This is a genomic window from Prevotella disiens (assembly GCF_900454955.1).
Lineage (GTDB): Bacteria > Bacteroidota > Bacteroidia > Bacteroidales > Bacteroidaceae > Prevotella > Prevotella disiens.
Genome location: NZ_UGTL01000001.1, coordinates 754,424 through 766,463, shown reverse-complemented (window position 1 = coordinate 766,463; position 12,040 = coordinate 754,424). Strand labels below are relative to the sequence as shown.

The following is a 12,040-nucleotide window of genomic DNA, read 5'->3' as shown; positions in this document are numbered from 1 at the left end:
TTATTTATTATCTTTGCATAAGGCATAATTTCACTCGTACACGAAAATGGTTGCCAATAACAAGGATTTCATATTTTATAATATAGAAAAATAATGGATATAGAAAAACATCGCATAGCTTTGGAAAACGAAGACGGATTAAGTCGTACGTTAGGAATGCGCTTCCTATCTACACCCGAACCTGATACGCTCATGGCAAAAATGGCGGTAGACGATAGAAATAAACAGATTTTTGGCTTTCTTTCAGGTGGTGCTACGTTAGCATTGGCTGAAAATGTCGCTGGCGTAGGGTCGTTAGCACTCTGCCCTGGCAAGGTTGCTTTAGGTATAAACGTTAGCGGCAGCCATGTAAAAGCCATGCCCTACGGTGGCACTGTTACTGCTTTTGGCAAACTTGTACATAAAGGTAAAACGCTCCATGTGTGGCAAGTAGACGTGAAAAACGATGAGGGAGAAATCATTTCAACTGTGAGTGTAACCAATTATGTCATCAATCCGAAACAAAAAAAATAAGGTAAAAAGAAATTATCTATGAGGTCTTTTGCCATATATCGATTGCCTTACGCCAAAGAATGTACAAAAATGGTGCAACAAACTGCACCACTCGAGGTTGCATCGTTACAGGATTTGAATGGTAAAACAGGTTTTGTCATTGTGCCTTTTATGCCTTCTGCTCAATGCCCTATTCTTCTTTTGCAACCAGAAGAAGTCGTTACCTTGGCAGTAAAGCAACCCGAAACCATATTAAAAAAGGAGGTTAAGCCAACCGAAAGGAAGGAATATAGGGACGATTATCACAAGGATTTTGCAGTTTTTCATGAACAAATATGCAATGGAAGATTCTCTAAAATTGTTCTATCACGTTGCGTTGAAGAAGAAAAATCAAGCAACTTGCAAGCAGAAGAAATATTTTGGCGTGCTTGCCAACGCTATCCACGTCAATTTGTAGCCTTGTTTTCAACTCCTCAAACGGGTACATGGCTCATGGCAACACCCGAAATATTGCTCGATGGCAACAGTTCGAATTGGAAAACAATGGCATTAGCAGGTACAATGCCCTATCAATCGGACGAAATAATATGGTCGGAAAAGAACAAAGCCGAGCAACAATACGTGGCAAAATACATTCGCCAGTGTTTGGAACAGCACGCCACCGACATTGAAGAGCAAGGAGTTTACACCGCACAAGCAGCTAATTTGGCACACCTACGCACCGATTTTAAATTCCAATTGAAAGATAACACGCAAATAGGGACACTCTTAAACACATTACACCCTACCCCTGCGGTTTGTGGAATAGAAAAGGAAATAGCACGAAAGTTTATACTTGACAACGAAACAACCCCACGTCGCTATTATAGTGGCTTTGCTGGAGCGTTAAATTTAAACGGAAACACGCATCTTTACGTATCATTACGTTGCATGGAAATCATGGAAACAAAATGCCGATTATATGCTGGTGGCGGATTATTGACCGATAGTACAGAGGAAAGCGAATGGCAAGAAACCGAAGCAAAGTTGGCTACTATGCGCCAATTGCTTGAATAAAAAAAGAAAAGGAATTATGTTCAGTAACAAAGATAACGTTAATATTCTTACCGCATTGCTCATACAACACAACATTACCGATATTGTGGTCTGCCCTGGCTCGCGCAATTCGGCTTTGGTTCACAACTTTTGCGAGGCGGAAGACATGGTTTGTTACCCTGTTACCGATGAACGTTCGGCAGCATTCTTTGCCGTAGGCGTTAGCTTAGCCAAACATAAACCTGTTGTGGTATGCGTTACTTCGGGGTCTGCCCTATTAGATGTTGCACCAGCAGTGGCAGAGGCTTACTATCAGAACGTTCCTTTAATCGTTATTTCTGCCGACCGACCTGCGCAATGGATAGAACAAGGCGACGGACAAACCATGCCACAAGCCAATGTTTTAAGTCCGTTTGTGCGCAAAAGTGTAAACCTGCCTGAGCCAAAAGACGAGGAGGAACATTGGTTTTGCAATCGTTTGGTAAACGAAGCCTTGATAGAATGCAGCCGTATGGAGTATGGCCCCGTGCATATCAACGTGCCTATTAGCGAACCATTGTTCAACTATGATGTGGAAAAACTACCCCTTGAACGAAAAATAACGTGTTCGCAACAAATAAACGATAGCAATGCAGCACGCAAAATCGTTGAAAACATCGGCAAATGCGACCGTCCTCTCATCGTCATAGGGCAAGAAGCACGAAATAGAATGGAGGCGGTGAAGCATGAAATCAATGCGTTACGCAAACGATTTGTCATTGTTCAAGACAAACTTTCCGACGCTACTGAAGCCGAGCCACAAGCCATTGATGCGCTTTTGGCATCGACCGATAACATAGAAGCCTTGCGACCAGACCTTATTATATATATGGGCGGAACGATTGTAAGCAAACTTTTGAAGCGTTTTTTAAGGAATAGCAATCCCGAACACTCTATTTTAATTGACCCACGAGGCGAAATTCGTGATACGTTTATGAATCTTACCGATGCTGTTCAATGCTCTACTATCGATTTTATCAAACTTTTGGCAACTGAAACAAAGGCGATAAAATCTTCTAATTATTATAATTTGTGGCAAAAGGAGGGACAACGCGTTGGCAATATCGCCAAAAACTATGTCCCAACCTATTCGCAAATGCTTGCCACAAAGCTATTTCACGAAAAATTAAACCAATATAAAGTCGAACGACAAGTGGTTTATGGCAACAGTTCAGCAGTTCGTTTGGGCAATTTCTATTCCTCTGACTACATTTTTGTTAATCGTGGCGTAAACGGAATAGATGGTTCTTTGTCTACGGCAGTGGGCTTAGCAGCTGCCAATCCTACCGTAAAAACATTCTGTATCATAGGCGATTTGAGTTTTTTCTACGACCAAAATGCACTATGGAACAACAATTTACATAAAAACCTTGCTATCCTCTTGCTCAACAATAGCGGTGGCGGAATTTTCCTGCAACTTCCAGGATTGGAAAAGTCGGCACATCGTGCCACAATTATGGGCAGTGGGCTACCTGTAACCGCACAGGGCGCATGCCAAACCCATGGCATTCACTATCTTTCGGCTACTAATTCAAAGGAATTGAAGACAGGATTGGAACAATTTTTCAATCAAAAAGATAGTCCAATCCTATTGGAAATATTTACCGATACTGCCACCGATGCAGCAGCGTGGCAAACTTTCAATGAAGAAATAAAAAAGAACAATAAATAAAACATACAGATATGGCAAATAGAGAATGGAAAAGCATTGAAGGTTTCGACTTCAAAGAAATACTTTTCGAGGAATATAATCACATCGCAAAGATTACTATCAACCGTGAACGTTATCGTAATGCGTTCACACCGCTAACCGTTTGGGAAATTTCGCAAGCCTTTTCGTATTGCCGAGAAGCACTCGACATTCGTGTTGTGATACTTACTGGAGCTGGCGACAAGGCTTTTTGCGCTGGCGGAGATATGAATGTAAAGGGAAAAGGCGGCTATGTTGGGGGCGACGGTGTACCTCGTTTGAATGTTTTAGATGTGCAAATGCAAATTCGCCGTTTGCCTAAACCAGTCATTGCTATGGTCAATGGTTTTGCAATAGGTGGCGGACACGTGTTGCATGTAATGTGCGATTTGTCCATAGCGTCAGACAATGCTATTTTCGGACAGACAGGTCCAAAGGTGGGTTCGTTTGATGCTGGCTTCGGAGCCTCTTATTTGGCACGCATCGTTGGACAGAAAAAAGCACGCGAAATATGGTTTATGTGTCGCCAATACTCTGCCGTTGAAGCTGAAAGAATGGGATTGGTAAACAAAGTTGTACCATTCGATCGCCTCGAAGACGAGTGTGTAGCGTGGGCAGAGACCATGATGGAGCGTTCTCCATTGGCTTTACGCATGATAAAGGCAGGACTCAATGCTGAATTAGACGGTCAAGCGGGTATCCAAGAGTTGGCTGGCGATGCCACAATGCTCTACTATACGATGGACGAAGCGCAAGAAGGAGGGCGTGCTTTCTTAGAAAAACGTAAACCAGACTTCGACAAATATCCTCAATTCCCATAAGTAATTATGCTTACAAAAACTTGTTTGCGTAAAAAATCACGCCCCTACATCTTACCGACAACATTACAACCGATTAAGAGAAAATAATATTACTTCTCTAAAAACAACCATAATGATGCGCAAAATAACGATAATTTCTAAAATATTACACTTTCTGCAACCTGCGGAAACATCGCGTGGTGTCTATAAGACACGCCAAAGTTTCTACATTTCGCTCACTTCCGACGAAGAACCAGGGGTGGTTGGCATTGGCGAATGTGTTACTTTGCCCGACCTTTCGTGCGATGCTATGCCCGAAAAGGAGTATGAAAACAAACTAAGAGCCTTTTGTAACGATTACGAAAGGACAGGAATTATCGATTATGAAGCCATGCGCAATTATCCTTCTATGCTCTTTGGACTCGAAACAGCAGTTGCTCAACTCGGTTCAAAGGGCAGTTTAAACTTCTTCGATACTCCTTTTGGGCGTGGCAAAGAAGGTATTCCAATCAACGGATTGGTATGGATGGGAACTTTTGACGAAATGTTTCAACGTTTAGAAACAAAGTTAAAACAAGGTTTTCATTGCGTAAAACTAAAAATTGGAGCAATCAATTTCGAGCGAGAATTGGACTTAATACGCCACATTCGTCAGTCGTTTAGTGCCAAAGATGTGGAATTAAGAGTTGATGCCAATGGTGGTTTTTCGCCCAAAGAGGCTCTCTCACGATTGGAAGCCTTAGCCAAATATGATATTCATTCCATAGAACAACCCATCAAACAGCACCAATGGGCAGAAATGGCGCAGCTTTGTGCCAATACTCCCCTCCCTATTGCGCTTGACGAAGAACTCATTGGGGTAAACGAACATGACGAAAAAGTGGAATTATTAGAAACCATTCGCCCACAATACATTATCCTTAAACCTTCATTACATGGCGGAATGGCAGGTACAAAAGAGTGGATTGAATTGGCTAACGAGCGAAATATGGGTTCGTGGATTACTTCTGCTCTCGAAAGTAACGTGGGGTTAAACGCAATAGCCCAACTCACTGCAAAGATTTATGGCAGTGGAATTACTCACGCACAAGGCTTAGGAACGGGACAATTGTTTGCTGACAACATCGCAATGCCACTCGAAATTCGTGGCGACCAACTATGGATTTCCCAGAAAGAAGCCCACATACATATCGTATAATCAATTATTTGCTGGCAAAAACAAGATGACTTTACAAGAATTTCTCGCTGAATGGCACAACGTTTCCCCTACCCTAACCGTACATACGAGTGGGTCTACGGGGAAACCGAAACCTATTTGTGTGGAAAAAGCACGCATGCTCAACTCTGCACGCATCACTTGCAATTTTTTAGGTTTAGAAAAAGGCGACACTGCCCTACTCTGTATGCCTTTAGACTATATTGCTGGCAAAATGATGGTGGTAAGAAGTATTGAGCGAAACCTTAAATTATTGAGTGTGAAACCTTCGGGAAATCCTCTTTCAAACGACTCGTTAGCCGATTTAAACAACCCTGATGAAAGCATAACCTTTGCCGCAATGGTGCCTTTGCAAGTCTTCAACACGCTGAAAAACAAAGAAGAATGCGAACGACTGAAAGCCATAAAACATTTGATTATAGGTGGTGGAAGTATTGACACCGACCTATCTAACCAATTAAAAGACTTCCCAAATGCGGTGTGGAGTACCTACGGTATGACCGAAACCTTATCGCACATCGCTTTAAGACGCCTTAATGGCGAAGAAAAAAGCGAGTGGTACACACCTTTCAATGGTGTAAAAGTGTCGCTCAATAACGATGGTTGCCTAACAATAGCAGCCCCTATGGTGAGCCAACTTCCCCTTTTAGAAACCAACGACATAGCTGAATTGCAGCAAACAGCATCAGGCAAAACTAAATTTCGCATCTTAGGTCGCAAAGATAACACCATTAATTCTGGTGGAATAAAAATTCAAATGGAAGAAATTGAACGTGCTTTGCGCCCTTATCTAATTGCGCCATTTGCAATAACCAAACGTCCTAACAAAAAATTTGGTGAGGAAATAGTCCTCATAACCGAATCAAACTCGCTCGATTCTGTCCGTTCTATTTGTCAAGATAAGCTTCCACGCTATTGGCAACCAGCATTTTACAAAACCGTACAAAGCTTACCAACTACTGAAACTGGCAAAATTGCACGGGCAAAAGTTTTAGAAATTGCATGTAACAGCTAATCTACGGCTGACGAAAAATTACACAAATCACAATTATTAGGTATTGCCCATTCAAAAAGGTCTATGTATTTTTGCATCACAAATATATTTTAATAAATGAAAAAGCAACTTTTACTCTTAATTTGTATGTTCGTTGGATTATCTATCCAAGCACAAAACACTTTTCCACAGACTACAATTTCGCACAATGATGACCCTCATGGGTGACTATTTGCAGGAGGTGCCTTAACATTTTGGAACAATCCAGATGACAAAAGTCTTACTTTTGACTTTAGTCCAGAAGTTGGTTATCTTTTTAATAATACTTGGGGCGCAGGGATTATGCTTGCTTACGAATATGAAAAAGAAACAGAAGACGGAATAAAAACAACTTCTAATGCTTTCAAAATAGCTCCTTTCGTGCGTTGGTATTATGTTCACAATGGACCGTTCAACTTATTTTTAGATAGCGGTTTAGGTTTTGATTTTGGTAAAACAAAGACTAATGGAGTGAAAAACGACCGCCACGGCTTTGAAATAGGCATTCGTCCAGGTGCTTGTGTAGACCTAACCGAAGGACTTTGCCTTTGTCTGCGTATGGGTTTCATGGGCTATTGAAACGACTATCATGGTGGCGAAGAGCCTAAAATAGGCACAACTGGTTTTGGTTTGCGCTTTGCTCCCGAAGAATTAATGATAGGGTTAGAATTAGAATTTTAATAAAAATACGATTCTAAATCATATTTTTTAAACATATATCGCCTACTTTTCATGATGAAAAATAGGCGATATATGTTTTTATCCTTCCCTCAAAAAGTCTAATGCCTCTCTTATCATTTCTTCGCTTGCGGTTTGATTGATAGCAATTTTACCAACATCTTGCAGAAGCGTGAAGTTAATGGTGCCACCGTGATTCTTTTTATCGTGCTGCATGAGCGAAATTAACTCCAAATAATCATCGCACGAAATTGGAAGCACACCATAATGGGCTTTAATAAAGTTTACGACGTGGCGCATTACTTCCGTTGGAAAACCTTGCAACACCACTGAAAGATACAATTCGCAAACGATTCCGTAAGCCACAGCATAACCATGCAAGATTTGATTTCGGCGCATTGCCCACGATTCAAAGGCATGACCAAATGTATGACCATAGTTCAATGCCTTGCGAATGTTCTGTTCGTGTGGGTCTTTTTCTACTATTTTTTTCTTTACTTCAACACTTTTTTCCAGAAGAGCGAACAACTTTTTCAAGTCAATATCGTCTATATCGAAGGTTAAAAGTTCTGTCAAATGACTTCGTTCTGATAACAATCCGTGTTTCAACATCTCTGCATAACCACTCAAAATGTTTTCCTTATCCAACGTTTTGAGCCATTTCGTGTCAATCAACACGGCTTCGGCATCGCAAAAAGCCCCAATTTCATTTTTCAGACCACCGAAATTTATTCCTGTTTTCCCGCCAACACTTGCATCAACCATCGCTAAAACAGTCGTGGGAAGATTGATAAAACGCATTCCACGTTTGAAAGTTGCAGCCGCAAAGCCTCCCAAATCGGTTATCATTCCGCCACCAAGATTTATCAGCAGTGAGTGGCGTGTTGCTTTTTCCTTTTGCAAATAGTTCCAAACCTGTGTCAATGACCCTAAAGTTTTATTGTTATCGCTGCTCGGAATGGTGATGCAGACGGAATTTTTAAGACAATAGAAATGCTGAACTATTGGATAACAAGCCTCAATGGTTACGTCGTCGGTAAGAATAAACACCTTGTCGGGCTTGCATTCATCTATGAATTGCGACAACGTACATTCCAATTCAGCGGTAAAAATAATAGGGTGTTTCATTGCTTCGTGGGTCTATTGTTTGCCACAAAAATACATTTTTTCTTCCTAATAGCAGTATGTTAAAGTGGGAATTGTGCCATAATCTATGCTTTTTTACTTACTTTTGCGGTCGAAAAACAAAAATAACAAATTAAAATGAACGGATTTTATACAATAGGCCTATTGATTGTAGCAAATATTTTCATGACTTTTGCATGGTATGGGCATCTTAAATTGCAACAAATCAAGGTTATATCCGACAATACGCCCCTTTATTTTGTCATTCTCATGAGTTGGGGATTGGCTTTAGCCGAATATTGTTGCCAAGTGCCAGCCAATCGTATAGGCTACGTTGGCAATGACGGAACTTTTTCACTCATGCAACTAAAAGTCATTCAAGAAGTCATTTCTTTGGTCGTATTCACCATTTTTACAGTTGTTTTTTTCAATGGCGAGAGCCTTCATTGGAACCATTTCGCAGCCTTCGCCTGCCTCATCTTAGCCGTTTTCCTTGCCTTCATGAAATAAGCCAAGTCGTTTCTTTATAAAAAAATAATAAAAAAGGCTTTATTTATACAGCTTATTCAGTCAGTTAATACATACTATTTTATGAAAGCTATTTGTTTGTTAGTCGAAACAGCCTATTTTGTCGTCCAAAACAGCCTGTTTTGAAGTGTAAAATAGGCTGTTTTGGAGTACAAAATAGTAACTTTTATCAAAAAAGATATTATAGGCTGGTTCTATAAATTACCACCGCATATAGTCATTAAATTTTTATGAAATACGTTTAAAGCTAATTTATAGAACCAGCCTATAAATAAAATAAAAAACTATTTCTTTAAGTATTCTTGCACTAATGCAACCCAATAGGTTGCACCTCTCGAAAGCATTTGTTGATTGAAAACATAATGAGGATGGTGAACCATCTGAGTATCGCCATTGCCCATCACACAATAATTTCCTGGTTTTTTTTGTAGCATGAAAGCAAAGTCTTCGCTACTCATATAGGGGTGCATATCCTCGCTAACTTGGTCGTTTCCAAAGGTATCTCGAGCCACTTGAGCCGCCCAGCGAGTGTTTTCGGGTGTATTGATTAAGACTGTTCCTGCTACACCTTCGTGAATTTTGTATTCACAATTATAGCTTTCAGCTTGAGCTTTGGTAATGAAACGAATACGGTCAAGCACGAATTGACGTACTTTCGAATCCATATTGCGGATACTAAGTTGAAGGGTTGCCGTCTGAGGTACTGAATTACCAGCCACGCCAGCATTAAATGCGCCCACATTTACAACCGTATTGCTCCATGGTGAAATATTTCTACTCACAATAGTTTGCAATGCCATGACTAACGAAGCACCACATACCAATGGGTCAATGCTGAGTTCAGGCATCGAGCCATGCGAAGCCTTACCAATGAGTTCTATTTCCCAATTGTCTACCGCTGACATGGTTTCATTTTCATGAAAATAAAACTTTCCAAGTTCCAATCCAGGCATATTATGCATACCATATACAGCATCTACGGGGAAACGTTCAAAGAGTCCATCGGCAATCATTGATGTTCCTCCTTGCATGGTTTCTTCTCCTGGTTGGAAGATGAAACGAACAGTTCCGTTAAAATCATTATGTTCGGATAAATATTTAGCCGCTCCCAACAACATGGTAGAGTGTGAATCGTGTCCACAAAGATGGGCTATGCCTTCGTTTTGGCTTTTATAAGGTAAATTGTTGTCTTCAGCAATAGGCACTGCATCAAAGTCTGCTCTTAATCCGATAGACTTTGTTCCATTGCCAACAGTCATGGAAGCCACAATGCCTGTTCCACCAACCCCTTTTGCCACATCGTAGCCCCATTCTTCAAGTTTTGATGCAATATATTGGGAAGTCCAATGCTCTTCCATTGACAATTCTGGGTGTTGATGAAGGGCACTCATCCATTCTTTCATTTCGGATTGTAATACCGAAAGAGAGTTGATTAATTCTTGATTCATATTTTTTTTAATTCTTAGAAGTAAAAAAATGAAGTTAGTATTTTACTCACTTATTCTTTCACTTATATCCTGATACTATTATTGTGCAACTCTCTGGTTATAAACAGAATGAAGCAATTATTAGATTTTACATTATCGTGCTTTTTACCGCTCAATTATTTCTTTTTCAAATCTAAAATCATTTTGCCTACAAAGATTGCCGATTTGCCATTTTGGTCGATTCCGATTTCTTTTCCGTCAAGATTTTTCACATAAAGGAGTTCTTGAAGGAAGGTGTGAGAGTGTCCGCCCAATACTAAGTCAATGCCGCGAGTTCCTGCCACGAGTTCTTCATCGCTAATGCCCTCAATGTTTACCCCCAAATGGGAAATACATATAATAAGGTCGCATTTTTGTTTCTTCAATTCATTGACACATTTTTGCGCACATGGAATTGGATTCATATACTTTAAAGGACCATAATTGGCTTCTAAAACTAAACCTTTTAGTTCGGGAGAAACACCGAAAACACCAATTTTAAGTCCTTTTTTATTTAATATAATGTAGGGTTTCACTATTTTTGCTAATTCGGTATCGGCAAAATCGTAGTTGGCACATACAATTGGAAAGTTCAAAGCCTTGAACATTCGCGTCATATTGTCGAGTCCAAAGTCGAACTCATGGTTGCCTATCGTACCCGCATCGTAGTGCATTTGGTTCATTAACCCTACTTCAACATCGCCTTTAAACATAGTAAAATAAGGCGAACCTTGACAGAAATCACCACTATCAAATAGCAACAAATCGGGGTCTTTGATTCTTTCTTCCTTCAACATGGAGATACGGCGTTCAAATCCAGCACGTCCAGCACGCATTGTATCGGCAAGCGTTGTATTAAAAGGCATAATTTGGCTGTGCGTATCGTTGGTATGCAAAATGGTAAGTTGCTTTTTTTGTGCGAAACCCACCATACTGAACATACAAAGGGCTACTAATAATATTTTCTTTTCCATTGTTTCAAGTCGTTTTATAGATTATTTTAAAATTATAACTGGAGGGATTTTATCTTCATTAGCAAAATAAGCGATGCGCCCCTCGGTCTTACTATTAATCTTTTTCCCTTGTGCGGTCATTGCTTTGAAATAGTTCAAAATGATAAAGCGTGTATTATTCGATGCGTCTTGTGGCGAATTGAATTCTGTTTTCATCTTGAACGCCTCCATTTTGTCGTTTCCTTGCGCTAAATAATCAATGGTTGCAATGCGATATTTGGCAGTAGGGACAATCTCTTTATTGTGCAAACGTGCGAATTGCAGTAGATTATCTTGCGACAATCCGATTTGTACTCCCTCGCTAACTCCCTCGCCACCAACGTGGGCTATTTGTCTAAAAAGTTCCAAAACCTTGTCGCCCGTGAGCGTAAGAAAACATATTTTGTTTTCAAACGGAGCAATATCGTTCACATCGCCCACAGTAACATCGCCTTTAGGCAATGCCGCACGAATGCCACCAATATTATAAACAGCAAAATCAACCTGCTCATTGTAGTCTTTTGCTGCCCAAACTAAGATGTCGGCAAGCAAATTTGAAAGGTCGCTTTCAGGTCGTTGCACCTTCATATAATGGTCAGACTGTGCCACAATCGGACTCATTATGCTGTCTACCTGATGCTTATAAGGAGCAAGAAAAGCTGCTGCTTGCGCATCTTTGTTGTTGTCAAAACGTGCGTCAATAGTTATTCTTGAACGCTGAACATTCTCTAATTTGTAGTGAGAGGCACACGATGCAAATGATAATGCTACGGCAATGCCACCCAATAAATTCATCTTTTTAGTCATATCTATATTTTTTCTTATCAAAGATATTGCAAACGAGCGCAATGCAAACTTGTTTTTCTTTGTAGGGGCGTGATTTATCACGTTCCTAACACCTACGAAAAATCTCTTTTACTTATTTAGGAACGTGATAAATCACGCC

General features: G+C 40.3%; 12 protein-coding genes. 8 read left to right on the top strand and 4 right to left on the bottom strand.

What is annotated here, in order from left to right; genetic code table 11:
• Positions 1–93 precede the first annotated feature (93 nt).
• The 7 genes from DYI03_RS03345 to DYI03_RS13640 all read left to right on the top strand — a co-directional run bounded on the left by DYI03_RS03345 (position 94) and on the right by DYI03_RS13640 (position 6,884).
• Positions 94–513, top strand: coding sequence for a PaaI family thioesterase (locus tag DYI03_RS03345; protein WP_021670214.1), 420 nt, complete (start codon positions 94–96; stop codon positions 511–513).
• A gap of 18 nt (positions 514–531) precedes the next feature.
• Positions 532–1,548: an isochorismate synthase gene (locus DYI03_RS03340; RefSeq protein WP_021670215.1), complete on the top strand. Its 1,017-nt coding sequence runs from the start codon at positions 532–534 to the stop codon at positions 1,546–1,548.
• A 16-nt stretch (positions 1,549–1,564) separates the two neighbouring features.
• Positions 1,565–3,238 (top strand): 2-succinyl-5-enolpyruvyl-6-hydroxy-3-cyclohexene-1-carboxylic-acid synthase, encoded by a 1,674-nt coding sequence (gene menD, locus DYI03_RS03335; protein ID WP_025064520.1) that lies wholly within the window; start codon positions 1,565–1,567, stop codon positions 3,236–3,238.
• An 11-nt stretch (positions 3,239–3,249) separates the two neighbouring features.
• Positions 3,250–4,077 (top strand): 1,4-dihydroxy-2-naphthoyl-CoA synthase, encoded by an 828-nt coding sequence (gene menB, locus DYI03_RS03330; RefSeq protein ID WP_021670217.1) that lies wholly within the window; start codon positions 3,250–3,252, stop codon positions 4,075–4,077.
• Between the two features lie 115 nt (positions 4,078–4,192).
• Positions 4,193–5,254, top strand: a complete 1,062-nt coding sequence (locus DYI03_RS03325) for an o-succinylbenzoate synthase (RefSeq protein WP_025064521.1) — start codon at positions 4,193–4,195, stop codon at positions 5,252–5,254.
• 25 nt (positions 5,255–5,279) lie between these two features.
• Positions 5,280–6,287 (top strand): AMP-binding protein, encoded by a 1,008-nt coding sequence (locus tag DYI03_RS03320; RefSeq protein WP_021670219.1) that lies wholly within the window; start codon positions 5,280–5,282, stop codon positions 6,285–6,287.
• Positions 6,288–6,608: 321 nt separating this feature from the next.
• A complete protein-coding gene (locus DYI03_RS13640; RefSeq protein ID WP_004357010.1) occupies positions 6,609–6,884 on the top strand; it encodes a hypothetical protein in 276 nt (91 codons plus the stop codon).
• A gap of 180 nt (positions 6,885–7,064) precedes the next feature.
• Here the strand turns inward: DYI03_RS13640 and aroB are convergent, their stop codons facing one another.
• On the bottom strand, positions 7,065–8,111 hold the full coding sequence (gene aroB / locus DYI03_RS03310; RefSeq protein WP_021670220.1) for a 3-dehydroquinate synthase: 1,047 nt from the start codon (positions 8,109–8,111) through the stop codon (positions 7,065–7,067).
• 135 nt (positions 8,112–8,246) lie between these two features.
• Here aroB and DYI03_RS03305 point away from each other — a divergent pair, with 135 nt between their 5' ends.
• The gene (locus DYI03_RS03305; RefSeq protein WP_021670221.1) at positions 8,247–8,618 is read left to right on the top strand and encodes a DMT family protein; all 372 of its coding nucleotides are present in this window, start codon (positions 8,247–8,249) and stop codon (positions 8,616–8,618) included.
• Between the two features lie 302 nt (positions 8,619–8,920).
• Here the strand turns inward: DYI03_RS03305 and DYI03_RS03300 are convergent, their stop codons facing one another.
• The 3 genes from DYI03_RS03300 to DYI03_RS03290 all read right to left on the bottom strand — a co-directional run bounded on the left by DYI03_RS03300 (position 8,921) and on the right by DYI03_RS03290 (position 11,901).
• Positions 8,921–10,084: a M20 aminoacylase family protein gene (locus DYI03_RS03300; protein WP_004357020.1), complete on the bottom strand. Its 1,164-nt coding sequence runs from the start codon at positions 10,082–10,084 to the stop codon at positions 8,921–8,923.
• A 155-nt stretch (positions 10,085–10,239) separates the two neighbouring features.
• Positions 10,240–11,076: a bifunctional metallophosphatase/5'-nucleotidase gene (locus DYI03_RS03295; protein ID WP_021670222.1), complete on the bottom strand. Its 837-nt coding sequence runs from the start codon at positions 11,074–11,076 to the stop codon at positions 10,240–10,242.
• A gap of 21 nt (positions 11,077–11,097) precedes the next feature.
• Positions 11,098–11,901 carry a 5'-nucleotidase C-terminal domain-containing protein gene (locus DYI03_RS03290; protein WP_004357024.1) on the bottom strand — a complete coding sequence of 268 codons (804 nt, stop codon included), beginning with the start codon at positions 11,899–11,901 and terminating at the stop codon, positions 11,098–11,100.
• Between the last annotated feature and the right edge of the window lie 139 nt (positions 11,902–12,040).

Excerpts from the sequence above, each read along its gene's own strand:
- DYI03_RS03295 (WP_021670222.1), bottom strand. The coding sequence starts at position 11,076 with ATGGAAAAGAAAATATTATTAGTAGCCCTTTGTATGTTCAGTATGGTG.
- aroB (WP_021670220.1), bottom strand. The coding sequence starts at position 8,111 with ATGAAACACCCTATTATTTTTACCGCTGAATTGGAATGTACGTTGTCG.
- DYI03_RS13640 (WP_004357010.1), top strand. The coding sequence starts at position 6,609 with ATGCTTGCTTACGAATATGAAAAAGAAACAGAAGACGGAATAAAAACA.
- DYI03_RS03300 (WP_004357020.1), bottom strand. The coding sequence starts at position 10,084 with ATGAATCAAGAATTAATCAACTCTCTTTCGGTATTACAATCCGAAATG.
- DYI03_RS03345 (WP_021670214.1), top strand. The coding sequence starts at position 94 with ATGGATATAGAAAAACATCGCATAGCTTTGGAAAACGAAGACGGATTA.
- DYI03_RS03320 (WP_021670219.1), top strand. The coding sequence starts at position 5,280 with ATGACTTTACAAGAATTTCTCGCTGAATGGCACAACGTTTCCCCTACC.
- DYI03_RS03340 (WP_021670215.1), top strand. The coding sequence starts at position 532 with ATGAGGTCTTTTGCCATATATCGATTGCCTTACGCCAAAGAATGTACA.
- DYI03_RS03290 (WP_004357024.1), bottom strand. The coding sequence starts at position 11,901 with ATGACTAAAAAGATGAATTTATTGGGTGGCATTGCCGTAGCATTATCA.
- DYI03_RS03305 (WP_021670221.1), top strand. The coding sequence starts at position 8,247 with ATGAACGGATTTTATACAATAGGCCTATTGATTGTAGCAAATATTTTC.
- DYI03_RS03325 (WP_025064521.1), top strand. The coding sequence starts at position 4,193 with ATGCGCAAAATAACGATAATTTCTAAAATATTACACTTTCTGCAACCT.
- menD (WP_025064520.1), top strand. The coding sequence starts at position 1,565 with ATGTTCAGTAACAAAGATAACGTTAATATTCTTACCGCATTGCTCATA.
- menB (WP_021670217.1), top strand. The coding sequence starts at position 3,250 with ATGGCAAATAGAGAATGGAAAAGCATTGAAGGTTTCGACTTCAAAGAA.